28 protein-coding genes and 1 riboswitch are annotated in these 23960 nt (G+C 36.7%); of the genes, 8 read left to right on the forward strand and 20 right to left on the reverse strand.

The features are described 5' to 3' along the window. Positions 1 to 522 precede the first annotated feature (522 nt). Complete coding sequence (locus tag ACVBAX_RS14665; RefSeq protein ID WP_447117646.1) at positions 523 to 1455, reverse strand: FkbM family methyltransferase; 933 nt, start codon at positions 1453 to 1455, stop codon at positions 523 to 525. Positions 1456 to 1994: 539 nt separating this feature from the next. Between ACVBAX_RS14665 and ACVBAX_RS14670 the strand changes: the two genes are divergently transcribed. Then, the gene (locus tag ACVBAX_RS14670; protein ID WP_430776270.1) at positions 1995 to 2228 is read left to right on the forward strand and encodes a hypothetical protein; all 234 of its coding nucleotides are present in this window, start codon (positions 1995 to 1997) and stop codon (positions 2226 to 2228) included. 259 nt (positions 2229 to 2487) lie between these two features. Here the strand turns inward: ACVBAX_RS14670 and ACVBAX_RS14675 are convergent, their stop codons facing one another. From ACVBAX_RS14675 to ACVBAX_RS14685, 3 genes are all read right to left on the reverse strand, one after another. Beyond that, entirely contained in the window at positions 2488 to 3036 is a 549-nt protein-coding gene (locus ACVBAX_RS14675; RefSeq protein WP_447117647.1) for a DUF3231 family protein, read from the reverse strand. Between the two features lie 237 nt (positions 3037 to 3273). Next, positions 3274 to 5334, reverse strand: coding sequence for a sigma-70 family RNA polymerase sigma factor (locus ACVBAX_RS14680; protein WP_447117648.1), 2061 nt, complete (start codon positions 5332 to 5334; stop codon positions 3274 to 3276). Between the two features lie 222 nt (positions 5335 to 5556). After that, on the reverse strand, positions 5557 to 5754 hold the full coding sequence (locus tag ACVBAX_RS14685) for a hypothetical protein (protein WP_447117649.1): 198 nt from the start codon (positions 5752 to 5754) through the stop codon (positions 5557 to 5559). 185 nt (positions 5755 to 5939) lie between these two features. On the opposite strand from ACVBAX_RS14685, the gene ACVBAX_RS14690 reads away from it, so the two are divergent. Next, complete coding sequence (locus ACVBAX_RS14690) at positions 5940 to 6740, forward strand: hypothetical protein (RefSeq protein ID WP_447117650.1); 801 nt, start codon at positions 5940 to 5942, stop codon at positions 6738 to 6740. A gap of 71 nt (positions 6741 to 6811) precedes the next feature. Here ACVBAX_RS14690 and ACVBAX_RS14695 read toward each other — a convergent pair whose 3' ends face one another. The 3 genes from ACVBAX_RS14695 to ACVBAX_RS14705 all read right to left on the reverse strand — a co-directional run bounded on the left by ACVBAX_RS14695 (position 6812) and on the right by ACVBAX_RS14705 (position 9208). Next, positions 6812 to 7546, reverse strand: a complete 735-nt coding sequence (locus tag ACVBAX_RS14695; protein ID WP_160548292.1) for an amino acid ABC transporter ATP-binding protein — start codon at positions 7544 to 7546, stop codon at positions 6812 to 6814. Between the two features lie 20 nt (positions 7547 to 7566). Next, positions 7567 to 8310: an amino acid ABC transporter permease gene (locus tag ACVBAX_RS14700; protein ID WP_447117651.1), complete on the reverse strand. Its 744-nt coding sequence runs from the start codon at positions 8308 to 8310 to the stop codon at positions 7567 to 7569. Between the two features lie 61 nt (positions 8311 to 8371). After that, positions 8372 to 9208, reverse strand: coding sequence for a transporter substrate-binding domain-containing protein (locus ACVBAX_RS14705; RefSeq protein WP_447117652.1), 837 nt, complete (start codon positions 9206 to 9208; stop codon positions 8372 to 8374). Between the two features lie 105 nt (positions 9209 to 9313). Next, a riboswitch (Lysine riboswitch) is annotated at positions 9314 to 9496 on the reverse strand. Positions 9497 to 9686: 190 nt separating this feature from the next. On the opposite strand from ACVBAX_RS14705, the gene guaD reads away from it, so the two are divergent. After that, on the forward strand, positions 9687 to 11054 hold the full coding sequence (guaD, locus tag ACVBAX_RS14710; RefSeq protein ID WP_447117653.1) for a guanine deaminase: 1368 nt from the start codon (positions 9687 to 9689) through the stop codon (positions 11052 to 11054). Between the two features lie 89 nt (positions 11055 to 11143). Here the strand turns inward: guaD and deoD are convergent, their stop codons facing one another. Beyond that, positions 11144 to 11863 (reverse strand): purine-nucleoside phosphorylase, encoded by a 720-nt coding sequence (gene deoD, locus ACVBAX_RS14715; RefSeq protein WP_447117654.1) that lies wholly within the window; start codon positions 11861 to 11863, stop codon positions 11144 to 11146. Positions 11864 to 12069: 206 nt separating this feature from the next. On the opposite strand from deoD, the gene ACVBAX_RS14720 reads away from it, so the two are divergent. Together ACVBAX_RS14720 and ACVBAX_RS14725 are read left to right on the forward strand one after the other, a co-directional pair. Continuing rightward, positions 12070 to 12912, forward strand: a complete 843-nt coding sequence (locus ACVBAX_RS14720; protein WP_447117655.1) for an SPFH domain-containing protein — start codon at positions 12070 to 12072, stop codon at positions 12910 to 12912. 14 nt (positions 12913 to 12926) lie between these two features. After that, positions 12927 to 13091, forward strand: coding sequence for a toxin-antitoxin system HicB family antitoxin (locus ACVBAX_RS14725; protein WP_447117656.1), 165 nt, complete (start codon positions 12927 to 12929; stop codon positions 13089 to 13091). 331 nt (positions 13092 to 13422) lie between these two features. On the opposite strand, the gene ACVBAX_RS14730 is transcribed toward ACVBAX_RS14725, so the two are convergent. The 3 genes from ACVBAX_RS14730 to ACVBAX_RS14740 form a co-directional block, all read right to left on the reverse strand. Beyond that, the gene (locus ACVBAX_RS14730; protein WP_447117657.1) at positions 13423 to 13608 is read right to left on the reverse strand and encodes a DUF2187 family protein; all 186 of its coding nucleotides are present in this window, start codon (positions 13606 to 13608) and stop codon (positions 13423 to 13425) included. A gap of 208 nt (positions 13609 to 13816) precedes the next feature. Then, entirely contained in the window at positions 13817 to 14002 is a 186-nt protein-coding gene (locus ACVBAX_RS14735) for a hypothetical protein (RefSeq protein ID WP_447117658.1), read from the reverse strand. A gap of 40 nt (positions 14003 to 14042) precedes the next feature. Next, on the reverse strand, positions 14043 to 14876 hold the full coding sequence (locus ACVBAX_RS14740) for a hypothetical protein (RefSeq protein WP_447117659.1): 834 nt from the start codon (positions 14874 to 14876) through the stop codon (positions 14043 to 14045). A gap of 205 nt (positions 14877 to 15081) precedes the next feature. On the opposite strand from ACVBAX_RS14740, the gene ACVBAX_RS14745 reads away from it, so the two are divergent. Together ACVBAX_RS14745 and ACVBAX_RS14750 are read left to right on the forward strand one after the other, a co-directional pair. Further along, positions 15082 to 15912 (forward strand): protein-glutamine gamma-glutamyltransferase, encoded by an 831-nt coding sequence (locus ACVBAX_RS14745; RefSeq protein ID WP_447117660.1) that lies wholly within the window; start codon positions 15082 to 15084, stop codon positions 15910 to 15912. Between the two features lie 102 nt (positions 15913 to 16014). After that, positions 16015 to 16221 carry a YjcZ family sporulation protein gene (locus tag ACVBAX_RS14750; protein ID WP_447117661.1) on the forward strand — a complete coding sequence of 69 codons (207 nt, stop codon included), beginning with the start codon at positions 16015 to 16017 and terminating at the stop codon, positions 16219 to 16221. Positions 16222 to 16622: 401 nt separating this feature from the next. On the opposite strand, the gene ACVBAX_RS14755 is transcribed toward ACVBAX_RS14750, so the two are convergent. The 3 genes from ACVBAX_RS14755 to ACVBAX_RS14765 all read right to left on the reverse strand — a co-directional run bounded on the left by ACVBAX_RS14755 (position 16623) and on the right by ACVBAX_RS14765 (position 18063). Then, a complete protein-coding gene (locus ACVBAX_RS14755; RefSeq protein ID WP_447117662.1) occupies positions 16623 to 17009 on the reverse strand; it encodes a hypothetical protein in 387 nt (128 codons plus the stop codon). 21 nt (positions 17010 to 17030) lie between these two features. Beyond that, complete coding sequence (locus ACVBAX_RS14760; protein WP_447117663.1) at positions 17031 to 17171, reverse strand: hypothetical protein; 141 nt, start codon at positions 17169 to 17171, stop codon at positions 17031 to 17033. Positions 17172 to 17517: 346 nt separating this feature from the next. Continuing rightward, positions 17518 to 18063, reverse strand: a complete 546-nt coding sequence (locus tag ACVBAX_RS14765) for a helix-turn-helix domain-containing protein (protein ID WP_447117664.1) — start codon at positions 18061 to 18063, stop codon at positions 17518 to 17520. 153 nt (positions 18064 to 18216) lie between these two features. Here ACVBAX_RS14765 and ACVBAX_RS14770 point away from each other — a divergent pair, with 153 nt between their 5' ends. After that, positions 18217 to 18825, forward strand: a complete 609-nt coding sequence (locus ACVBAX_RS14770; RefSeq protein WP_447117665.1) for a LysE family translocator — start codon at positions 18217 to 18219, stop codon at positions 18823 to 18825. Between the two features lie 219 nt (positions 18826 to 19044). On the opposite strand, the gene ACVBAX_RS14775 is transcribed toward ACVBAX_RS14770, so the two are convergent. The 6 genes from ACVBAX_RS14775 to ACVBAX_RS14800 all read right to left on the reverse strand — a co-directional run bounded on the left by ACVBAX_RS14775 (position 19045) and on the right by ACVBAX_RS14800 (position 23940). Further along, the gene (locus ACVBAX_RS14775) at positions 19045 to 19497 is read right to left on the reverse strand and encodes a MarR family winged helix-turn-helix transcriptional regulator (protein WP_447117666.1); all 453 of its coding nucleotides are present in this window, start codon (positions 19495 to 19497) and stop codon (positions 19045 to 19047) included. A 44-nt stretch (positions 19498 to 19541) separates the two neighbouring features. Further along, positions 19542 to 20303: a pirin family protein gene (locus tag ACVBAX_RS14780; RefSeq protein ID WP_447117667.1), complete on the reverse strand. Its 762-nt coding sequence runs from the start codon at positions 20301 to 20303 to the stop codon at positions 19542 to 19544. Between the two features lie 27 nt (positions 20304 to 20330). Continuing rightward, positions 20331 to 20684, reverse strand: a complete 354-nt coding sequence (locus ACVBAX_RS14785; RefSeq protein WP_430776291.1) for a DoxX family protein — start codon at positions 20682 to 20684, stop codon at positions 20331 to 20333. 802 nt (positions 20685 to 21486) lie between these two features. After that, the gene (deoC, locus tag ACVBAX_RS14790) at positions 21487 to 22158 is read right to left on the reverse strand and encodes a deoxyribose-phosphate aldolase (RefSeq protein WP_447117668.1); all 672 of its coding nucleotides are present in this window, start codon (positions 22156 to 22158) and stop codon (positions 21487 to 21489) included. A gap of 206 nt (positions 22159 to 22364) precedes the next feature. Then, positions 22365 to 22538: a XapX domain-containing protein gene (locus tag ACVBAX_RS14795; RefSeq protein ID WP_340902151.1), complete on the reverse strand. Its 174-nt coding sequence runs from the start codon at positions 22536 to 22538 to the stop codon at positions 22365 to 22367. A 97-nt stretch (positions 22539 to 22635) separates the two neighbouring features. After that, positions 22636 to 23940, reverse strand: coding sequence for a pyrimidine-nucleoside phosphorylase (locus tag ACVBAX_RS14800; protein WP_447117669.1), 1305 nt, complete (start codon positions 23938 to 23940; stop codon positions 22636 to 22638). Positions 23941 to 23960: the final 20 nt, after the last annotated feature.

Here is a 23960-nt window from a genome sequence, read left to right on the forward strand (position 1 = left end):
ACAATAATTAATACTTTGTAAATTTTCTGTAAATACAACAAAAATAGTATGGCAGAATGAGAACAAATTAGCAGTCCAATTCACCCCCCTTTTAACAGGATGACAAAAGTTAATGCCATTGGGGTTAGATGCGCTGAAAGTGGTAGGTAGGTTGGGGAAATTCCGGTTAAGGTGTATAGTAGGGGCTCAGAAGCAGATATAGGCGGAGAAATTCCGATTAACTTCTCTATCTATAACTAAATCTAAGGATTAGGTTCCTATAAGCGGAAAAACTCCGCTTATTTTGCGGGAAATGTTGGTATTTCCCAAAATAAAAGGAATTTCTCCGTTTATTTTTTAAACTTAGTGAAATCAAGTGCAAAATAATGTAAAAATACATGGAGACACAATGTTCCAAGTTTTTTACTTATCAAATTGTCTATGAATTTAAGTGTGAATAACAGGGTAAGTTCTAATTTTGTACTTCAAAATCGAACTACTTAGATTCATACCTGTCTTTTTCCTTTGCCAAATCAATCTTGATTAGTGTTTTTGATCAGTAATTTTAGTGATCGTTTCGTTCTTTATTAATATGAGATCAGTATGTATATACCTTGTTCCAAACAAGTTTTTTAGATCCATAAATCCCAGATGGGTTGCTTCCATTATGCTATCATCTTCTCTATATACATAAATTGAAAAATACTCCTTAATAAAGTTTAAAAAGTCATCTACAGCTACACCAAGCTTTTCAATATATTCACTATTAAATTCGATAAACCCAACTATTGATTCACTTTTAATAAACAGATTGGTCATTCCTTTTAATACTAATGTCTCATAACCCTCTACATCTACTTTAAATAGGACGGTACTAAATGACCTCTGCCCAGAAAATAGAGAGTCTATTTTAACCGATGTAACCGAAACCTTTTCAATCAAGTTATGTGAGGGAATATAGGTAGCAGAGGAGGTGCCAGACCAATGCTTATCTATAAAAAAAACCTTATCTTCACCATCCGTATCTGATGCAATAGCGTTGATGATATGGATTTGTGATTTATTGGGATGTTCTTCTTTCGATCGGTTTATATATTCGAGTAAAGTGGAGTTTGCCTCAATTCCGTAAATAGCTGTGTTGGATGGGTAGGTAGCAGAAAAGATACACTCCCCATAATTAACTCCAACATCTATAACAAGATCTGGCTTAAGCTTATTAACAGAGTTCGCCCAAAAATTTGATAACCTTTTTTGAGTAACTCCATTTCCAATAAGTAAGGCTCTTCCTCTATTTTCTTTGGGATTTACATAAAGGCTATGGGAACATGACAACTTTATTTTTTCTGGTAATTTGTTTATATTTAACGTTTTATACTTGAAGAAGATACCCAAATCAATTAAAAACTTCCATGTCCTCGGATAGTTTTCCCACATTCCCATAAGTAATGGCTTTCGAATAACTTCTTTAATCTTCATGTATGGCCTCCCCTTTAATAATCCGTTTCTTATATGATTCTTAAGAAAAATAAAAATTCCTTTAAAGAGTATGTTTCTTAATGGTAAATTTACATTCAATATAAAAAGACGCCTCCTAATTAAAGTAAGCAAATCATAACCCCAATCCCATAGTGATTGGGGCTTTAATAAATCTTATTAAATCAACGATTATTTGAATTATTCTACATGAATTAACATAACAGTTATCCGTCTAAATCTCAGTATGACAATATCTATTGTCAATTGTTTATTAGAGTGCGAATTCTTCTGTTAAAATACTCCTGTTTTGAATAAACCACTTATTCGGACAACAATAGGCAATTTCCCGTTCTTCCTGTCCGAATCTACTTCGTATTCGGACAACAATAGGTAATTTTACATATGAAGGCTTTACCCAATACAGCAAAACCCCTGTTACCTTTATTTTACAATTAATATGATAGATAAACAAAAACGGATGTATAAAATCTATCAATCTGGAAATAATAAAAATATAATTATATTCGGAGCGTGATTGTATGCTGAAAAAATATTTAGAAACTCGTGGTATTAATAAGGAAACCATCTTAATCTCCCCCATAACGGGTCGTACGTTTTCCATTGAAAGATTAATAGAAAGTCTAGAAAAGAAAGGCAACGAGGAAACTTTCCTTCATGTTCTTAACATCTTGCCATTTAGAAACGATACACAATTACTAATTAACTATTTATCGGGAATTGGAGAAGGCTACTTAAGAAAAATTGCTTTGTAAGTTCTTTTATTTTCGCAGATGAAATACACTCAGCAAAAGAGGTGCAAGAGCAATCGTTGTCTTAATAAGTCTTACGTGGCTAAATAGATTTTAAAGCTGTCGACAAACTTCGGTGTTTTAAGTTTGTCGACAGCTTTTATTTCGGTTGCCTTAGGAATTAGGAGAGTTTCCTGCTCTTTGTCTTTCATCCCAGACCCCTCCTTATAGAATTCATAATAGGTTCTCCAGCTTATTTTAATAAGTTAGTTAAGTATAGTTTTTATGGTGCACCTGGAGGATAGTAATATGGAGGTACCTTTAACCACCCTCGCTTACGCATAAGTGTTTTTAATGTATTTCCAAACATTGACCATTCTAAATAGTATTGTAACCACATAATCCCTACATCACTACGAACAGAATCAGCTTGGCCTTTAGAGCATGCTTGTAAACATATAACAATCTTAAAGGCTACTCCATTGGCCAGCTCATTATCCGTTAACTTTACACCTAAAGGAATATGAGTGGGATGAGAGTCTGGTTTGGATGATGTCACATCCGGTAAAGGAATTCCCTCTCTTCTCATAAACTTACTTAGGTTTTTTACTTGAGTCTCACATATTTTAATCAAATCATTCAGCATTTCCTTCATTTCATCATCAACTGTTGTGTTTAATCCCATTTCTTCGTAGCGTATGAACTCTTCTACCATAGTTAAATAAGTCCAACAGTCTCCAGCCTCAATAATATGTAAGGGTGATTTAGGTTCATTAGTTGTATCTATTGATATTTTTAGAGCGTTCCAAGCTGCCTCAAAAGGATTAGACATGAACACACACCTCCATACTTTTATCTTTCCAATTAAATTGAAAAGCATGTATATTGAAAGTCTGTTTTTTTTAAGCTAATATGCACCTTTAATACATTTTTCATAAAGATAGTACAAGCAGCAAATGTTGTTTGAATGCGCAGTCATAATTGAAAGTATATCTTTAACGACTTAAGCTTAATACATGGACCCCTTTTTTTTGGTACCATTTGTGATTAAATGGATACATTTAATATGTTATTCCAACGAGATCTTCACAATATCATTCAAATATTTCATTGTATTATATCCATAAATATCAATTCTTTTAGGGATCATGTTGCTGTCGTCTAACCTTATGGTTTGGACGGTTTCAAAATGACGGGGTTGCTCAATTTCTTCATAAGAGAAAGGGGTGGTATTCATGTCGTATATTACCCCATTCTTGTCAACTAGAACTCCTTCTGTTTCCATGCTCATTGACATAGCCATACTTTCATCTTCCCCAACAATATTGATTTGAAGTGACTCATATGCCCGATTCTCAACTTCATAATTACTTAAAACAATCGTCGTAGGCACTCCCACTTCTACTTTATCGATGCTGATCGTACTTCCTGCATATTCAAAGCTTTGAGGATATGGCTGAGCCATATCAAGTTCGATGCTTTTATCGTCTTCCATTGTCAAATATGCAGATTCCAGTTGAACGCTCATTTCTTTTGGTTCTTCTCCTAATAGAGAATCAAATTGCGCTTGGAAGGTATACCAATTCATGTCAGGCTGTGAATTCATTGGAATCCCTCCAAACATATCTATTTTTACGATCTTATTGTTGACTTCAAGGTCGTTAAAATTAAGGAACTCTATCCGTTTCTCCGTCTGCTCTCTATTAATGCTATATTGTAAAGAAGTTGCCGTTGGTGCAACGATTAATTTCTCAAATCGAACAGGAATCCCTTCGATATGAGTTTGTCCACCTAATGTATATTCCTTGGAAGGTTGTTTGGTTACTGGGATTTCGAAGTTCCATTCCCCTGTTTGATATTGATTGTTCCCGTAGCCCCAATATTGACTCTCCACATAGGCATCTCGATTGATCTCTAGAAGCTTATTGATCTTCAAATGGATGGTCTCGTTATCCTCCTTAAGTGGTAGTAAACTAATTTTCCCCTGATAAACATTCTTTTTCCCTTTATTTACATCCGATTCAAGATCAGGCGGAGAGTATTTCGGATAGGTATCATGGTTCATGATTTTATATGTGTTCTCCACAATAACCCCATCATCATAATTCATAAAATATTGATGATCTTCATTTGTATCTTCTATTTCATAAAAAACTACCGTCTGAATATCATCAGCTACCACGCCTTTAATCTCCACAATCACCCCGTCACTTTCCGCCTCCAGGTCTACCCTTTGACCCAGACCCTGTTGTAAAAAGGCACGCAACTGCTCATCTTCTTCGGTCCATGTATAATAGAGGTTGGAGAACAAACCGGTAAAAAAACCTATACCCATCAGCACTGTGAATACACTTGCAAAAACGAGCGCAACTTTTTTACGTTTTTTGTTCTTTTGTCGTCTGCGATTCTCCTTTTCTGCTAGTCTCCCTTTGACATTCTCCATGAAATCTGATGGTATATGAAAATCGCCCATCCGATCGGCATGGTTTAATAGCGATAACCTGACATCCTGAAAGGTAGCTAAATCCTCCTGACATTTTTCACAGTGATAAATATGCACTTCAAAATCGACCCTTTTCGGCCGCTCCATCGTTCTTTCTAAATAATCAATGTAATCCTTATGGTACTCTTTACAGCCATTAAAGGATTCTTCACTCTCCGTTTGTCTAAGAGATCGGATTCCGGAAAACAGACGACCTTTTATCTGATCCACTGAAATTCGGAGAATGCTTGCTGCTTCCTCCTGAGAAAGTCCTTTTACATATCTAAGGACCATGGCATCTTTTTCATCACCATTTAGTTGGTCAAGTGCCTTAAGTAACTCCGGACGAGGATCCCTTTCCTCTCGAGCCTGTATGCCATTATCCTGGGAAAGCTCTCGGCAGTTTTGTATGAAAAGGGATGTAACCCACAAATCGAATGATGATTCATGTTTAAATCGAGACCATTCCTTATGAACGTTTAAAATAGACCGGTAGAATAGCTCTTCTATTTGGTGCTGTTGATTAAGATAGAACCGCCCTAGCGTATAGAATGAATGCTTATGCTGCTCGAACCAATCGATAACTGGTTCAATGCGTTTTTCTCTTATCGTAGTGATAGAAGTGGAATCTAATTTTGTCGGGATCATATTTGCCCCCCTCTAACAATTTTTGGAATACTATATTCTTATTCTAATTCTTTATGGTCTATATATCTATTTGAAAAATGATATTCCTAGATCTAATAAGCACATTTATCCTACTTAATGTGAAACGAAAAAAAATTCAATCAAACGTTTGATTGAATTTTTTTTACTATTTAGGCGCGTCGTATGATACTGGAACCGGTCCCATATTACTTGTGTCCCTGTTCAATCTTCCTCAATAACCCTAGCCACATCTTTACCGCAATTTTTACATTTACCTTTTAACACAATACCGAAATCATGCTCTTCTATTAAAAAAGCAGTAATCGTTGTTACATCTGAGCAATTCCCACACCAAACATTACTTAGTAGACTATTTCTTATCTCTTTTGGAATGGAAAGCCATTTTTTATTTGCATCCATCTGTAAAACCCCTTCTATAATTTTTTTACCATTACTTAATTTAGACAAAATAGAATCAACGTAACGTAACTCTCACTACATTCTACTCCAAAACTGTTCAAAAATCCGTCACAAATATCCAAAAACCACCCTGTCCTTTTGAACCGCCCTTCTCTATATAAACAATGAAGGGACGGTGCCAAGGAATGAATTTGAAAAATGGCGGTATTGAACAATTCGAACAGTATTCTCAATTTTCTTCTTTAAAAGAATTTAATACTCATATGGAAATGTGGTTGGCTGTTCACAAGGATGATTTTTCTAAGGGAGAGCGAGTTGGCTTAAAGCGACTCGTTCGTTTTGCTGCGAAAATCCCTGGCGTTTGCAATGCCAAAATTGGGACCGTATTAAAAGCAATTTATGAGGAACACAACGGGTACGGTATCTCACGATCTACTTTCAAGCGAATGATTCAAAAAGCGATTGGTTTAGGACTATTGATCGTTCATGAAACCGAAAGAAAAAATGGTTCTCAGTCTAGTAATTTGTATGTATTTCAACCTTTTCCTACAAATGAACTACCTAAGGAAGATAATTTGAACCACCATAATAAAACTAGTAATCCTTCTAAAACTAAAAATATAAAGATTAAAGAACGTAAAGAAATGGATTCATCCGAACCTACAGAGAATACGGATAACAAGCCTCTTGATTTCACTTACACAAGTGACCGAGTTCCTTACTCCTTCTCTCAAGTCGTCAGATACTTCTTTCCAGAAGCAAAGCAGATTGAAGAATTCTGGAGAATGGCCCAAATTTCTGCCTATCGAAATAACTTTGAAAGCCAAACAGATCTCGTGATAAATATGGCCGTTCACTCCTTTAAACAAATGATTAGTAAGCTCAAAGGAAGCACCATACAAAAACCTATTGCCTATTATTACGGAATCCTGAATAAAAAGTTTGAAGAGCTTTATTTTGAAGAGTTATATGAATTGGGGTTTTGAGAGTAGTTTTCTAAATGAAAAAAACCTCCAATTGCTACTATAACAATTGGAGGTGCAGTTAGTATAATTGCTTAATTTAATGTACGCTTCAAGAATTCTCTTGTGCGTTCTTGGGTTGGATTAGTGAAAATCTGCTCTGGAGTGCCTTCTTCGGCAATCACTCCTTGGTTCATAAAGACCACTCGATCCGATACTTCTTTGGCAAATTCCATTTCATGCGTCACGATCAACATCGTCAGACCAGATTCTGCGAGTTCCTTCATGACTTTGAGAACTTCCCCTACCATTTCTGGGTCAAGAGCAGACGTTGGTTCATCAAATAGCATCACATCTGGGTCCATGGAAAGGGCTCTAGCAATGGCCACACGTTGCTTTTGGCCACCCGATAGTTGTTTGGGTTTTGCGTTAATATATTTATCCATTCCAACCACCTTCAAGTACTTCATCGCTACTTTTTCGGCTTCTTCCTTGGAGCGTTTGAGTACTTTGACTTGTCCTACCACACAGTTCATTAGAACATTGTGATTGTTAAAAAGGTTAAATTGTTGGAACACCATACCTAGATGCTGTCGGTAAGCCGCTACATCATGCTTGTCATCTAGTATATTTTCGCCATGATAAATAATTTTTCCGCCGCTTGGTTTTTCTAAAAGATTCACACAACGAAGAAGAGTGGACTTACCAGAACCTGAGGAACCGATAATGGTAACTACTTCTCCTTTGTTCACTGAAAAATTAATGTCTTTTAATACTTCATGAGTTCCAAAGGATTTGTTTAAATGCTGAATATCAATAATCTTTTCCAAATTCTCTCCTCCTTCTCTCATTACTTTTGAGCCACTTCTATTTGTGTTTCGTTAACAATCATCGTATAGCTTTCAGAGCCATCTAATTTCTTTTCAATATATAGCAAGATTCTTGTCACGATAAAGGTCATCACAAAATAAATCAGACATGCGACGAAGAACGATTCAAAATATCTAAAGTTATTGCCTGAAATCGATTTGGTAACGAAAAATAATTCGGTCACGGAGATCACATTCAGAACGGACGTATCTTTAATATTAATAACAAATTGATTTCCTGTGGCAGGTAAAATATTTCGAATGACCTGTGGCAATACCACATTCCACATCGTTTGTAGATGATTCATTCCGATCGCATGTGCGGCTTCAAACTGTCCTTTTTCAATCGACACAATTCCACCACGTACAATTTCCGCCATATAAGCTCCTGTATTGATCGATACGACAAAAATAGCCGCCACAAACACATTCATATCGATACCGAATGCCATGGCAGATCCATAGAAAATAACCATGGCTTGTACAATCATTGGTGTTCCACGGAAGAATTCTATATATATGGAAATAATTAGGTTAATCACTTTTAAAAGTATCTTTTTCCCGCCACGTTCCGGCATAGGAATCGTTCGTATAACGCCTGCTAATAATCCAATCATTGCTCCAAAAATCGTTCCAACCAGAGCAATCAAAAGGGTTAACCCAGCACCACGAAGGAACATAGGCCAGTTTTCCGCAATGATTTTAATAACCCACTCAAGGCTCATTATTTCTCCTCCTTACCGTATAAAACCGACTGTATACTTATATACAGCCGGTTCCTGAATTCTATTTTGCTGCTGGTTGATTCGTAATAGCAGCATCCATGATGCTTGTTTGTTCTTCCTCTGAGATACCTGCTAAAATTTCATTGATCTTTTCTGTTAAATCACTGTCTTTTTTCAAACCAACAGCGATTGCTGTATCATCTTCTGATGTTTCGAAACCATCTTCAAATTCAACCATTACATAGTTTTCATTGGCTGCTGATGCACTAACTCCTTCTGGACGTTCTGAAACGTAACCATCAATGATCCCTGATTCTAAAGCAACTCTCATGGCCGGGAAGTTGTCCATCGCCGTTTTCTTGTTTACACCTTCGATTTGATCAATCACATTGTAGTGGAATGTATTTAATTGAGCTGTGATCTTCGCACCTTTGAAATCTTGGATCGAAGTAGCATTTTCATACTTGCTGCCTTTTTTCACAACCATTACTAAATTTGACTTGTAGTAATTATCCGTAAAGTCGATCGTTTCCTTACGCTCAGCTGTTGGTGACATTCCAGCAATAATCGCATCAATTTTACCTGATGTTAAAGCGGGTACTAAGCCATCCCACTCAGTTTTAACAATCACTAATTCTTTACCTAAACCTTCAGCGACTTTCTTAGCGATTTCCACATCATATCCACCAGCATACTCTGCAGAACCATCAATTTTAACTCCACCGTTAGAATCGTCGTTCTGAGTCCAGTTAAAAGGAGCATAACCCGCTTCTAAACCAACTTTAAATGTATTATCCTCTGATGATCCAGAATCAGAACCATTACTTGATCCACATCCGGCTAATAATAGAATCGATGAAACTAATAAAACTATGAATAATGATAACTTGTTTTTCATGATGTCTTTCCCCCTGTTATTTTATCGTACTAAAACAAAAAAACGACCTGAGATAAACTCAAGTCGCGTTATGCATAGTTGTCCTAAAGTCCCCTCTTTTATCCCAAATGAGATAGCACAACTCAATAAACGACTAAGTTTATCAAGACAGTCCTGCAGCTCTTAACTACAGACCCAGCATGTAATACTCGAGAATATTACAAACTTCGGCGACATTTCCTTCTCCTTAGCATCACTGCTTCTCAAACTCCACTAAAGACTGTTAAATATCGCGCCTCTACCCCACTGTAAAAAGTGAGGTCTTATTCAATTATCTTCTTATACTACAATACTATCTTTTAGTTCGTCAACTAGGTTTTTCTGGTAAGGTTCTACTTTATCAATAGATCATTTACTCTTATAAAAAATGTGTTTAAAATGGACTACGTTTTATCATTCCGTTACAATGGCCAATGTAGCGAACATTAGGAGGGTGTTTATGAGTACATATACGCATGTTTTTCACGGAACTGCTTTTTCTAGTTTTTCTCCTAAAAAAATTAATACATTAAAAAATTATTTATTCTTTGTGAATTCAAATGGAATGATTGAAAAAATGGTTGGACCTGAACACGAGGAATATCAATCCTTGTTAGCGGACTACCAAGGGCAGGAGAACTTTCATCAGTTAGCAGACGGGCAATATTTCCTCCCCGGTTTTGTGGATTTGCATGTCCATGCCCCACAATGGGCGCAATCAGGGACAGCATTGGATATTCCCCTCTACGACTGGCTTCACACGTATACATTTCCTTTAGAGTCCAAATATACAGATTTAACTTTTGCCCAAACAGTCTATGAAGATCTCGTAAATACACTACTTGCCAACGGCACAACGACAGTCCTTTACTTTGCAACCGTCCATAAAGAGGCAAGTCTATTATTAGCGGAAATATGTGCAAAAAAAGGACAGAGGGGTTTAGTAGGCAAGGTTGTCATGGATGATCCTGAACAAAACCCTGACTATTATCGGGATGCAGATGCCAAAACCGCGATAGCTGATACAGAGGAGTTTATTTTAGCAGTGAAGGAGCTAGCTAAAACAGTTAAACAAGGTGTGTATCCCGTTGTGACTCCTCGCTTTATTCCAAGTTGTTCGGACGAAGCACTTAAGGGCTTAGGGGAACTCGCAGCTAAGCATGATACACATGTTCAATCGCATTGTAGCGAAAGTGACTGGGCTCATAACTATGTACAAGACCGTTTTCACAAACATGATGCATTTGCCTTGCATGATTTTGGATTATTAGGTAAGAAATCTGTAATGGCTCATTGTAATTTCTTAGATGACAATGATGCAGAGCTTTTTGCTAAAACAGGAACAGCGATCAGCCATTGTCCATTGTCAAATGCCTACTTCGCAAATAGCGTGATCCCGATCAAACGTTTTCAGGCTATGGGTATTGATGTTGGATTAGGAACCGATATCTCAGCTGGCGCGACTCCTAGTCTTTATGATAATGCCAAGCAGGCGGTGGTCTCCTCTAGAATGCTAGAAGACGGGGTAAATCCGGCTCTTCCTGCCGAGGAACGGGGTGTACCAAATTCCCGCATTTCCATTCACGAGGCCTTTTACTTGGCTACAGCCGGCGGGGGAGAAAGCTTAAGCCTACCCATTGGGCGAATTCAAGAAAACTATGCATGGGACGTACAAATCATTGATACGAAATTACCAGCAGCCTGCCTGCCCATATTCGCTGAAAATGAAGAGTTAGATGATATTTTCCAAAAAATAATGTATCTTGTCCGTCCTGAACATATTCGGGAAGTTTGGGTACAAGGGGAAAAAGTCCAATCACGGCCTTAGGGATTGGCATTTAAAGGAGCATACGCAACGCCACATTGCGTTATCAATGTGGCGTTGCTGTTTGCCATTGCAGTGTGGTGAAGTAATTTTTATGCAAGCTCCAAAGCAATTTCCATCATTTTTGTAAATGACGTTTGTCTTTCCTCTGGTGTTGTTTGCTCCTGCCTAAAAATATGATCACTAATAGTTAAGATACAAAGAGCATTAACACCCGCACGAGCAGCATTTAAATATAGACCAGCCGATTCCATTTCCGCACATAAAATGCCCATTTCACTCCACTTTTGCAAAGCTTTCGGATCAGCATTATAAAATACATCACTAGAAAGAACATTTCCCACATGAACATGCTGTCCCTGTTTATCCGCAATTTTCTTCGCCTTTTCTAATAACTCAAATGACGCAGTAATTGAATATTGTCCTGGAAAATTGAATTGATGTCCGTAATTAGAATCTGTTGATGAACCCATCGCAAAGACAATATCATATAAATTCAAGTTATCTTGTATAGCACCTGCAGAACCAACTCGAATTAAGTTTTTCACTCCAAAGACGTTAATTAGCTCCCATGAATAGATACTCATGCTAGGTGTTCCCATTCCCGTTCCCATCACAGAGATTCGCTTTCCTTTATATGTACCGGTAAACCCTAGCATGCCACGAACTTCATTGAACTGTATGACATCTTCCAAATAAGTATCCGCAATAAACTTTGCACGTAGAGGGTCACCAGGTAAAAGGATGGTTTCAGCAATCTCTGCCCCATTTGGTTTAATGTGTGGTGTTTCTTTATGTATTTTGGAACTCATTTTATACTCTCCTTTTTTATTTCGATTTTAAATCCATAAGAATATATTTTCTCTATTATTGCATGACTAATATACTACTTATTTTCCCCCTTCTCAACTCATGGGAATGAATATTATTACTCGATAAATCCCTCGCTCTTCCATTTACATTTTTATACAAAAGTGATATCATAATTATATCAAATTGATTTATAGGAGTGATAAATTTGAAAGAAAAAAGCGCTTTTCATTTTAATGGATTTATTGGTGTACTTTTCATTGCCATCTCACTTTTCTCAGGAGTATACTTTCTCATTCAGGAACATTTTGGAGCTGCCATTCCTCTTCTCTTGATCGCCGTACTTCTTGGTAGCGGCATTACGATTATTCAGCCTAACCAGGCAGTGGTTGTGACCTTTTTCGGTCAATATCTTGGATCCATCCGCCATAGTGGACTATTTCTTACCGTTCCCCTTACTTTCCGTAAAACGATTTCTTTACGAGTACGTAACTTTAATAGTAAAAGGTTAAAGGTAAATGATGTGGATGGAAATCCCATAGAGATTGCTGCCGTAATCGTATTTAAAGTGGTGGATTCAGCAAAAGCGATTTTTGACGTAGATAATTATGAAGAATTCGTTGAAATTCAAAGTGAAACCGCTATTCGTCATGTAGCAACAAAGTATCCTTATGATACCTTTGAAGATGTAGAATTAACGTTACGAGGAAATGCGGAAGAAGTATCCAACGAGCTAACAGCAGAGTTGCAAGCAAGACTAGACTTAGCAGGAGTAGAGGTTGTTGAAGCACGTTTGACCCATCTAGCTTACTCAACAGAAATTGCTCAAGCTATGCTACAGCGTCAACAAGCAACAGCGATTATTTCTGCTCGTCAAAAGATTGTAGAAGGTGCCGTAGGAATGGCACAAATGGCCATCCATCAGCTTGAGCAAGATCAAGTGATTGAATTAGATGATGAAAGAAAGGTACAATTAGTGAATAACCTCCTTGTCGCAATTGTCTCAGAAAATTCTACAACTCCTGTAATTAATACAGGTACTTTATATTAAAATGAGTGGTTTACATGACAAAAAAAAAGAGCTTTCCATTACGCATAGATCCTGACCTTTATGAAGTGCTACAAAAATGGGCTGCAGATGATTTTCGTAGCATTAACAGTCATATTGAGTATTTATTACGAGAGTCAGCAAAGAAAGCAAAAAGATACCCCAAACCAAAACAAGACTGAAGAACGGTTTCCGTTTCCTGTCCATAAACCCAAAATGGCTCAGTTCACTATACTGAGCCATTTTGGGTTACCCGAGAGTCGAGGGAATCAACTGGGATTGGTTATTAAGCGGAGAAATTTCTCTTAATTAGAAATTTACAATGAAAATTGCCTAAATAGACGGAGAAATTCCGGCTATTGACTCAAAAAACGTGAAATTGAGTGATTTTACTTTGCTTAATCGGAAAACCTCCGCTTATATCCCATGAACAGAGCTCTACTCCACCGTCTAACCGGAAAATCTCCGTTTATTTTTAAACTTTTTGTATTACCCTGTTTTAAAGGTTTTAATTCACAAACCTTCTTTAGTAATTTTATAATTTTTATGATTGACTATGGTTGTAAGTGGTTGGTTTTTTTCTTCATTGTATCCGTACTCAACAATAACAGAATTTTCTCTAACAACCGTAACATTTCCTTTATAGCTTTGCCCTTCACGCTTAAATGATATATTGTCCCCGATTTTGGCAGTTGCCATTTTATCACCCCGATCTTATTATTTTCAGCAGTGATAAAAAAATGCAGGAACAATTAAAATACAAACTGTAATTATTTTTAAACATAGAAGGCTGCCTCACCAACCCTTTGTTTTAAACTAACAATACACCATAAACTAAATTCAAAAAGGGCTTTGAACTTCAATCGTAGCTTCAGCTACCCAGCCTCAAACTTAGTTAACTGGATCCCTAACCATGTTCGAAATCTAACACTTCTACCTTAAAGTCATGACTACATCCAATTTTAGGACTATCACAAGATGGTGATACTCTTACCTTAACCAAGTCTTCTGCATATTCAAATGGATTATTAGTACTATCAGGAACTTGAATGGTTAAGGAAATATCATAAGAATGATTGTTGTTATAAACCATATTAACAATCCTCCGTTGCTGCCAGCCAAAACCTACTAATTTAATATTTATCTGATTTTCTCCGTAAACACTGTTCTTCCGGCTTGATGTTAACCTGTTTCCACTCTTCATTGAAGAATTTCCGAAATTGAGCAATTTCTACATCCGTTCCATTCGTCAAAGTAACATATATAAACCAATAATCAGCTCCATCCGTCCCTTTAAAATAAATATGTTTAAAGTATCCCTCTCTCACAGTGGGGAAAATTTGTTGTATGAATTGGCACCATTCCCCATATTTCACTTCGACGACTGATTCCGCATCATGGTCCCACCCATGATAGGGTGCACATAAAAAATCCTCTTCAAACTTACTCAAACTCGAAATTTTATAACCCTCTTTTTCATATACAAGATGGATCAATCCATATGAATAACCAAAATACTCTGCTCGTTTCCCTTTAAACCCTTCAATCGTTTCCACTTCGTAAAAAAATTTCAATCCTTTTTTTCCATCTGGTACGTAAAAAAGCTTGATTAAACTTGTATGCCCGATACCAGCAAACGAATGAAAATAGTCATCATAGCTTAATTTATTCTGATACTCCTTAGACAGAAAGTTATACGCAATTGGAAATGGAGTACGTGCCTGACCTACCGTACCGCAACTCCTCCCTCCTAGATTTTCCGCTTCACGCAGGATGCTAAAATAGTTAAGAAGGGTATCTTCTGGGGTTTGAAACCATTCAGACGGTAAGTTGACTTGGTCATGAGGCTTTTCAGAAAAATGGGAATAGAACTTCCCACCGAATCTTACATTTAAAGCTTTCAAGCAAGATGGACGAAAATATTTTTGATGAACAGAAGTGAGGTTCATCTCGGTTTGTTTTTGCATACTCATCACCCTGATCTCAGTTTATGGGTGTTTGAAGGATAGGTGAACATTCTCTATTTCTATCGTTTGTTTAGCTGAGGGAGAAAACAGATGTGTCCTATTCACGCTTACCCTTGACCCACATGAATAATTAACATGATTAATAAAAAATGAGAATACGATAGATATGAATGCAGATGAAAGCGTATAGGAATGGGGGATTTGTATGATCCAAATATCAGGGGTCCCGTTTCAACCAAATGAAAATTGGCAACTTGGGAGTATGGAGAAAACAATCATTCAACAGATGCAGAATGCTTCCTTTTTATATTCTTATTATTCCGAGTATGAATTATGGTTTGAGCTTCAAGTGCGAAAGAATATTATCGAAAGTGCGAGAAAAATGAACAATAGTCAAGCCGTGTTTACAACCTTTGTTTATGCCCGCTGCAACCCCAGGTATTGGCAATTAACAAGGGGAGGCGGGTTCCTTTTAAGAACCGATGTGCAACCAGCTGATGCGATTCTGGATATTTATCGGAATAGTTCACTCTATGCATTTGAATGTGCAACTGCTATTCCAATCATCTATTACCATGCCATATTGAATAGTATTGGTAGCCATTTATTTAATTCACTGTTTCGAGATCTATATCTTTACAGCTGGCATACAGATACAGACCTAGGGATCAATACCTTTTATTCCAATCACTTTTTACCTGGAGATGTTCTGTACGTTAATAATCCTGACTTTGATCGAAGAACACCACATTTCAGAGGTGTTAATGCCGTTCTCCTTAATGATGGTACATTGTTTGGACATGGATTTAATATAAGATCATCCGAAGAAATGATTCAAATTCTTAATGAAAAAAGAAAACCGGGTAGTCATCAATCCGCTTATATAACAAAGTTGGTAACAAGGCCTTCTTTTAAGTATTTATTCAGAGCGGCAAGTTGGAATAGAAACGGTCGAGCATACAAAATGCAGCGTCCGATCGTGCACCATAACAAAAGTTCCATTTCATATGCTCACTATCTTTATTATTCCATGTAATACACAATCCATGACATTCACCCATTTTTTTATAGACGGGCTCCAAACTCCCCTTCGAGAGTATAATATAGAGAAATTCCTTACACGAAGGGAAGTGTAATCATGTATCCAAACATTAACGCGGCACCGACTCTTGGAGCTAATGTTCCTCCAAATATGGCCCCAATGCCTACCTATACCGCTCCTGCCTTTGATTATGGATATGCATATCCTGTTTGTCCTGATAATCGAAACGATTTTATCTTAATTGTCGTATTGTTTATTTTACTCATCATTGTAGGTGCAAGTTTTTGCTATAGCAAATGCTAAGAAATGAAAAAAAATAATAAACAACCTTATGGCTTGAGGAATCTTCCTCAAGCCTCAATTTTTATGGTAAACAGAGTTTGAAAATTAAACGGAGATTTTCCGGTTAGACTGCCGAGTAGAGCTCTTTTCATGGTATATAAGCGGAGGTTTTCCGGTTAAGCAAAATAATATTACCCATTTTCACGTTTTTTGAGTCAATAGCCGGAATCCCTCCGTCTATTTGAGCTATTTTCAGTGCAATTTTTTGATTAAGCGAAATTTCTCCGCTTAATGATCAAACCCTGCCGATACCCTCATCTGGGTTCTAATTGAACAAAAAGAGGATTTACCTTTCTCGGATAAATGGCCTCCTATAAAAAAAAGCGATCCCTTTTTAAGGATCGTATCAGATAGCTTTCTATTTAATTCTTGCTTAATAAAATGGTTTCCGTATTACCATTCCATTCCACTGTCACTTTCACCTCAGAATCTTCAATAACTTTGGCATTGGTTGGATTCGCTTCATCTTTACCGATAAGAAAACCACCCTTTGTCAATTTTATACCACTTTCTCCAAAGCCACCCGCATTAGTCTCGATATGATAAGTTAATTCACCAACGGAGTTAATATCTTTACCTTTGTATTGAAGTTTAAATTCCTGTGTTTCATAGTCATCATTGGTTTGGGTAACCTTTAATTCAGCAGACCATAGATCTGTTTCTCCAGAAAATGTAAAAATTTCTGAACTACAGGCGGTAAGTAATAACATTAAGACAACTAATAACAATGGCATCTTTTTAATAATCATTCACCCCATTTGGTTCATTATTTATTGAAAAATTATATAAAATATTACTATTACTACCACTATAATTCCACCGATAGTAGGGCTTCCATAAAAGGTTCGATTCCAACCATCATCTGTTTCGATTTCACTCTTTTCTCGGATGTCATCTTGTTTTCTCAACAACTACACCCCCATAAGGATTTCATTACCTAATGAGATTACGTCCAAGAAAGAAAAAGGTTTCGACCTTATAGAATAAAACGGCCCCTATTGTTAAAGAAGCAAAAAAGCATCCCTTATTTAAGGAATGCCCGTTTTGTTATTTATATAAAGAGGGGATTTATATGGGACTTTAAAAGCGTGCAAGGTAAGACGACTTGGCTACTAGTGTTATTAAGTATGGTTCCGGCGGATGTGATCTTTTTATTTTTTATGTTTATATTCGGTTTTTCTTACGGGTACAGGCCATAAGGTTTGTACTTTTTATGTTCATTTCCTTATTAACCTACTAATTTAGTTCAACAAGAAATTAAAACGCTGGTGGAGTCACTGAAAATAGAATGACGGCATTTTCCGTGAAATTATTTTCCCATTTATGCTTCATATAAGGTGGTATTTTGACACTATCACCCGTTTCTAATATATATTCTTCATTATCTAAAAACACTTTAATTTTTCCATGTAGTACAAATGCCACTTCTTCCCCTTTATGTTCCAAAAGTTTCTCAGACGAAGATGTATTAGGAGGTACATTCATAATCGCGCTAGCCAGTGTTCCTGTAAAATCCGGCGACAATAACTCATACGAAAGGTTTTCAACAACCATTTTCTTACGATCATTTGATCTAACAACTAAATCTTTGGTATTAGATTCTTCAAGTAAAAAACTAAAGGTAGGAACATCAAGGGCTTTAGCTAAAACCTTTAGAGTCTGAATGGAGGGATTGGCTAATCCCCGTTCAATCTGACTTAACATGGAAGGTGTTATTTCTGCTATTTTTGCTAATTCTCTACTGCTCCATCCTTTGGCTTTTCTATATTTCTCAACTTTCTTACCAATATCTATATTTTCCATCCATTTACCCCTTATTAATAATAATATTAAATATAATTAAATTTTATTAAATTATAGTTAACATACATTCGCATCTCTGTTAAACTACACTTAACAAGTATTAAATATTATTTTATCAAATGATATTTTACAAGTCAGTAAGGAGTGAGGAGAATGAATGATTTTTTTGCGTTTCTAGTCCTTTCGTTATTTGTTGTTATGAGTCCAGGGATTGACACAGCACTTATTACAAAAAGGACCATTGCGGACGGAAAAAAAGAGGGTTACAAAATGGCTCTAGGTATTACCACGGGATCATTAGTCCATACATTCGCTGCTGCTTTTGGACTTTCCGCTATTTTGATGCAGTCGGCTGTTGCATTCGAAATGGTTAAATACATGGGTGCCATTTACTTAATATACCTAGGATTGTCTTCCTTTATCTCAAGGAAAAAGAAGGCATCTGCAAGTGTTTATAAACAAAATAACTCCGCTTTTAAACAAGGTTTATTTTCGAATGTACTGAATCCAAAAGTTGCCATATTCTTCTTAACCTTTTTACCTCAATTTGTGAAAACAGGAGAACATGCCACCCAGCACCTGATAATAATGGGTGTTATATACACACTTCTGTCTATTTCTTGGTTTTTTATTTATGTCTTTTTTATCAACTATTTACGTGAATGGCTAATGGCTCCAAAAGTACAAAAGATAATGGATAAAGCTACAGGACTTGTTCTAATTGGATTTGGATTAAAGTTAGCTTTAGATAAACCGAATTAAGATAGAAAAAACCATTGGAGTTACACCCAATGGTTTTTTGGCCTTGTTGAAATAAGATGCCTCTTTAGCTCAAGAAGTGACTATTCATATAGAACAATCGTCCCCGTTTGTTGAATACAGCATTAAAATCCATCTACACTCTTATCTTTCAACCCTTGAAAAACTTGTTTTAATTATAATGTTTCTCTAAATATTAGCCATAGAGTCCATTTTTGTCTGTTATTTTTGTAAACTTTGTGCACCCATTCCTATTTTCTTTAATAGATAGATTAACTGTTCCTTCTCTTCGTTAGTAACAAAAGATAAATTTTCTGAGATTGTTGCAACATGTTTCGGGAAAATCTCGTCAAATAATGCTCTTCCTTTTTCCGTTATGACGACATTAGAAGCCCTTCTATCATTAGGGTTGGGTTGTCTTTCTACAAGCCCCTTTTTTTCTAACTTATCCACGACGTAGGTGATACTTCCACTTGGAATAGAGAGAGTCTCACTGATCTTTTGGACAGGATGCGGACCCTTACTGTAAAGCAATTCCAGAGTCATAAAATTTTCCCTATTAAGATTATGACTTTCAATGACTTTCAGTATGTTTTCAGTAATGGCTTTGGAAGATTTCAACCAAACACGAATCAACTTTAAATCTAACTGACTTTGTTCATCTCCTTGATCCAATCACCGAACCTCCTATTACAATAATTTTTATAAATCAATAAAGGTTATCTTGGCTTTCTGTATAAAGGATAATCAACTTCAGTCGGAATCTCTATTAATAGGATCCGAAGTTCTTCATTATTAGGCTGAATAGAAAAAGTCTCAAGTTCCTCTGATTGAATAATGATGAAATCCTTATTATCAAATGAAATCTCCAATTCATCAATAACACCGCCATTACCTCTAATAGCTAAACCAGCTAGTGTCCGATTAGGTGAAAGAACATACTTATAGGTTGCGCCATTTCCAATTTCAACATCGTACATTTTGGCATCTGTCACGATATTGATTGGTGAACGTTCACCTAATATGGTCTTCACCTTTACGCCGTTTTCTGAAATGATTTGGAAATCTTCATGAACATATTTGGAGTATGTGGGTGTTCGCTTTATAGCTTTGCTTAAGTGAGGCTCGAACCAAATTTGAAATCCTTCAGTCGGCTCAAGTATCGATTCGGCATGGTGTACACCTGATCCTGTTTGCATCACCTGAGCACCACCAGCACCTACATCACTAATCGTACCAAGCGTATCTTGGTGACGACCTTTACCCTTTATGATGTAGGTTAATATCTCAAAACCTTGATGAGGATGAAAGCCAATACCACCTTCGCCCTCAGATTTTGCCCATGCCCAGTAAAATAATGGTCCTAGCCTATTTATTATCGATCCCTCTCCAGAAAAACCAATGGGTTTTTGTTCTATTATTTTACCGCCATCAAACTGTCCAAACGCCTGATCCTGTGGTTTAATAATTTCAATTTCCATTTTAATCCCTACTTTATGTTAATGGGCTTAAATCATTGATCCAAAATTTATAAGTAAAACAATTAATCCTAATATTAATAAAACGATTGGCATCATCATGTTTTTGACAGTATCTTTAATTTTGATATGAGTTAGAATAGCCCCAATCATCGTTCCCACGATAAATAATCCACCCCATGCAGCCAATGTTTCATTCCAAATACCTGCAATAACTAAAGCAGCAGAAATAAGTTCCACTAATCCTGTAAATACTCTAAACCATCCTGGATACCCAAAATGCTTAAATCCTTCAACCATTTGCTTCGAACCCAACTTCATAAATCCAAACATCAGGAATCCTAATCCTAATAAAACTTGAAGAATAATTGATAAAACTGTCATTTATATTCTCTCCCTTTACCCTAATATTATTTATCCTAAGCTTAGTGCTTTTTTATCCTAACACTAGGATATATTTTATGTCAATAAAAAAAACAACCCAAATTTTGGTTATTGGGTTGTTTTTTTATCTACTTTTCAAGTTGTTTCTTATCTCATATACAATACTGATCAATTTGTTATATCGAAAATCGTGCGATATTTACCTATATACAAATTTATATAATGTTATTAGTCTTGTATTGAGGTGATATTTGTGACCAATAAACCATTTCAGTTAGTCCAAAAAATTATTGGGTTTGTTTTACTAATACTAGTTACATTCTCACTACTAATGGGGAAGTTTAGTGTCGCTTTAATCTTTTGTTATATAAGTATCTCTATATACAATGCGGTTCTTGCTTTTGAACACTTGAACACTAAATCCTATAAAAAAGCATTACTTTACTCCATTCTTTCAATAGGTTTTCTCTCTATATTCTATTCCAGTCTTTAATTGATTAAATTACTAATGTTCAATCGCCTCTGTTTGAAAGGACATTCCTAGGCCCATGACCATGCGCTAAAAAAATCTCCTAATGCGACTAAAAAATTCAAACCTAACTTCAAACATCTCATTTATTTACTTGTTTTCGTCACAAGTTAAACAAAGGTTAGTGCCTTCATTGCAGGCTATACCGAAGGCAACGCTCCTTATGGGATTACACATGAGAAAATGGACGAATACTCTTCAGTAAACAACAAGAAAAAAATTCAATCAAACGTTTGATTGAATTTTTTTTACTATCATTCTCTTTTTTAAAAATTAATAACCACTATTTCCCGTTTCACCTTGGATAATCGCCACACTAGAGCTTGCTCCGATACGAGTCGCACCTGCTTCTACCATCGCTTCTACACCTTCACGGTTACGAACACCACCTGAGGCCTTCACTCCAATCTCCGGACCAACGGTTTGACGCATGAATTTTATATCCTCAACCGTTGCTCCTCCAGTTGAGAAGCCCGTTGATGTTTTCACATAATCAGCTCCTGCTTTTACAGCAAGCTTACAAGCCCGGATCTTTTCCTCTTCTGTCAGCAGACTGGTTTCGATAATCACTTTAACAAGTGCTTTCCCTTCGGCTGCCTCCACTACTCCGCGGATATCTTGTTGAACAGCAGCATCATCACCGTCTTTTAGTTTGCCAATATCGATGACCATATCCACTTCATGGGCACCTTTTTGTATCGCGTCTTTCGTTTCAAAACTTTTTGTCTCTGTAGTCGTTGCCCCTAATGGAAATCCAATGACTGTACATACTTTAACATCAGAACCCTTTAATAATCCAACCGCCGTTTCTATCCAAGTAGGATTTACACAAACGGAGAAAAATCCATGTGTTTTCGCCTCTTGACAGAGGACTTCCACTTGATCCTTTGTAGCATCGGCTTTTAATAGTGTATGGTCAATCATGTTTGCAATATTTTTCGTCATTCGTTTCACCTTTCCTTTTGGAACTTATTTGTTTATGTTAAATCCTCTGGAGAAAATGCTCCTGGCAATAGTTCTATAACCGTCATTTCATCTGCGTCGCCCCCACCTTAAATTTTGAATAGGGAGCATATGCCTTCTCTTGCAATTTTCGCTTCCTCAAACATGAATGGATGGTTTATCCTACAGCCTCCTCTTGACTTCCTCAATTATGAGTTTGTAAAAGTTTTAAAAATAAAATCGACTAGTACACCACCGAGGTACACACCAAATACCCCTAACACGCCCGCAAGTACAGGTGGAGCTGGTAATGGTAATCGCAAGAACTTAAAGACAACCCCTATTACAATTCCTGCAAAAATACTTAAAAGTAATTCCTTCATTTTCTTTCTCCTTTTTCATAAAAATAAAAGTCCAGCTGTTGTATGATGTCCGACATCTTAATTGTAAAAGTCAGGGCCACTCATTTGGCCCTGTTTTCTATCGATAAATGATGTCATAAATCAAAGGGTTCAACTCTACACTCTGTTGCGAAATATGATAAGCGTCATAAATTCGATTGATTACTTCAGTTACTTCTTGTGTATTACTATGAATGGTCACAAGTGAATCTCCCTCTTTAACTGAATCACCCATCTTTTTATTTAATACAAGCCCTACAGCTAAATCAATTTCTGAGTCTTTGGTTGTTCTTCCTGCTCCTAAAATACTTGAAGCAATCCCTATCTTATCAGCAATAATTTCTGCAATATAACCATCCTCTTTGGCCACCACTTCAAAGGTAAAAGAAGCTGTTGGAAGCCTTGACGGATCATCGATGATCGAATCATCTCCACCTTGAGCAGCGATAAATGTTTTAAACGTTTCAATAGCTTTCCCTGTTTGGATCGATTCCGCTAACATTTTCCGTGCCTCGTCCACATTTTCTGCTTTACCTGCCAGATAGACCATTTTACTTCCAAGTGTTAAACATAGCTCATAGAGATCTTCTGGTCCTTGACCTTTTAACGTGTCAATCGCTTCCTTGACTTCAAGTGCATTTCCGATGGCAAAACCTAACGGCTGGTTCATATCAGAAATAACCGCAATCGTTTTACGGCCCGCACCATTACCGATTTGTACCATTGCATGGGCAAGTTCCTTCGCACCTTCTAAATCCTTCATAAATGCGCCTGATCCTGTTTTGACATCTAGAACGATTGCATCTGCACCAGAAGCAATTTTCTTACTCATAATTGAGCTTGCAATCAGTGGAATGGAATTAACCGTTGCCGTTACATCTCGTAATCCATAAAGCTTCTTATCAGCTGGAGTTAAATTTCCACTCTGTCCAACAACGGCAATTTTATTTGTATTCACAAGGTTATTAAACGTTTCCCCATCCATTTCAACCTGAAAGCCGCTTATTGATTCCAATTTATCAATCGTTCCGCCCGTGTGCCCAAGTCCACGTCCTGACATTTTAGCAACAGGAACACCTACAGAAGCGACTAGGGGTGCAAGAATCAGTGTTGTCGTATCACCAACTCCACCTGTACTGTGTTTATCGACCTTAATTCCTTCAATCGAAGAAAGGTCAATTTGGTCACCGGACTCTACCATTGCCATCGTTAAATGTACACGTTCTGAAATGGTCATGTCTTGAAAGAAAATCGCCATGGCCATGGCCGACATTTGATATTCTGGGATCTCTCCATCTGTATAACGCTTAATCATAAAATCAATTTCTTCTTTAGTTAGTTCATGACCATCACGCTTTTTTTCTATTAAATCAACCATTCTCATAATATCTCATCCTTAAACAG

The organism is Robertmurraya sp. GLU-23 (assembly GCF_052983275.1).

Bases quoted from the DNA above. Each gene is read 5' to 3' on its own strand.
- ACVBAX_RS14665 (WP_447117646.1), bottom strand. From the start codon at position 1,455: ATGAAGATTAAAGAAGTTATTCGAAAGCCATTACTTATGGGAATGTGG.
- ACVBAX_RS14670 (WP_430776270.1), top strand. From the start codon at position 1,995: ATGCTGAAAAAATATTTAGAAACTCGTGGTATTAATAAGGAAACCATC.
- ACVBAX_RS14675 (WP_447117647.1), bottom strand. From the start codon at position 3,036: ATGTCTAATCCTTTTGAGGCAGCTTGGAACGCTCTAAAAATATCAATA.
- ACVBAX_RS14680 (WP_447117648.1), bottom strand. From the start codon at position 5,334: ATGATCCCGACAAAATTAGATTCCACTTCTATCACTACGATAAGAGAA.
- ACVBAX_RS14685 (WP_447117649.1), bottom strand. From the start codon at position 5,754: ATGGATGCAAATAAAAAATGGCTTTCCATTCCAAAAGAGATAAGAAAT.
- ACVBAX_RS14690 (WP_447117650.1), top strand. From the start codon at position 5,940: ATGAATTTGAAAAATGGCGGTATTGAACAATTCGAACAGTATTCTCAA.
- ACVBAX_RS14700 (WP_447117651.1), bottom strand. From the start codon at position 8,310: ATGAGCCTTGAGTGGGTTATTAAAATCATTGCGGAAAACTGGCCTATG.
- ACVBAX_RS14705 (WP_447117652.1), bottom strand. From the start codon at position 9,208: ATGAAAAACAAGTTATCATTATTCATAGTTTTATTAGTTTCATCGATT.
- guaD (WP_447117653.1), top strand. From the start codon at position 9,687: ATGAGTACATATACGCATGTTTTTCACGGAACTGCTTTTTCTAGTTTT.
- deoD (WP_447117654.1), bottom strand. From the start codon at position 11,863: ATGAGTTCCAAAATACATAAAGAAACACCACACATTAAACCAAATGGG.
- ACVBAX_RS14725 (WP_447117656.1), top strand. From the start codon at position 12,927: ATGACAAAAAAAAAGAGCTTTCCATTACGCATAGATCCTGACCTTTAT.
- ACVBAX_RS14730 (WP_447117657.1), bottom strand. From the start codon at position 13,608: ATGGCAACTGCCAAAATCGGGGACAATATATCATTTAAGCGTGAAGGG.
- ACVBAX_RS14735 (WP_447117658.1), bottom strand. From the start codon at position 14,002: ATGGTTTATAACAACAATCATTCTTATGATATTTCCTTAACCATTCAA.
- ACVBAX_RS14740 (WP_447117659.1), bottom strand. From the start codon at position 14,876: ATGCAAAAACAAACCGAGATGAACCTCACTTCTGTTCATCAAAAATAT.
- ACVBAX_RS14745 (WP_447117660.1), top strand. From the start codon at position 15,082: ATGATCCAAATATCAGGGGTCCCGTTTCAACCAAATGAAAATTGGCAA.
- ACVBAX_RS14750 (WP_447117661.1), top strand. From the start codon at position 16,015: ATGTATCCAAACATTAACGCGGCACCGACTCTTGGAGCTAATGTTCCT.
- ACVBAX_RS14755 (WP_447117662.1), bottom strand. From the start codon at position 17,009: ATGATTATTAAAAAGATGCCATTGTTATTAGTTGTCTTAATGTTATTA.
- ACVBAX_RS14765 (WP_447117664.1), bottom strand. From the start codon at position 18,063: ATGGAAAATATAGATATTGGTAAGAAAGTTGAGAAATATAGAAAAGCC.
- ACVBAX_RS14770 (WP_447117665.1), top strand. From the start codon at position 18,217: ATGAATGATTTTTTTGCGTTTCTAGTCCTTTCGTTATTTGTTGTTATG.
- ACVBAX_RS14780 (WP_447117667.1), bottom strand. From the start codon at position 20,303: ATGGAAATTGAAATTATTAAACCACAGGATCAGGCGTTTGGACAGTTT.
- ACVBAX_RS14785 (WP_430776291.1), bottom strand. From the start codon at position 20,684: ATGACAGTTTTATCAATTATTCTTCAAGTTTTATTAGGATTAGGATTC.
- deoC (WP_447117668.1), bottom strand. From the start codon at position 22,158: ATGACGAAAAATATTGCAAACATGATTGACCATACACTATTAAAAGCC.
- ACVBAX_RS14795 (WP_340902151.1), bottom strand. From the start codon at position 22,538: ATGAAGGAATTACTTTTAAGTATTTTTGCAGGAATTGTAATAGGGGTT.
- ACVBAX_RS14800 (WP_447117669.1), bottom strand. From the start codon at position 23,940: ATGAGAATGGTTGATTTAATAGAAAAAAAGCGTGATGGTCATGAACTA.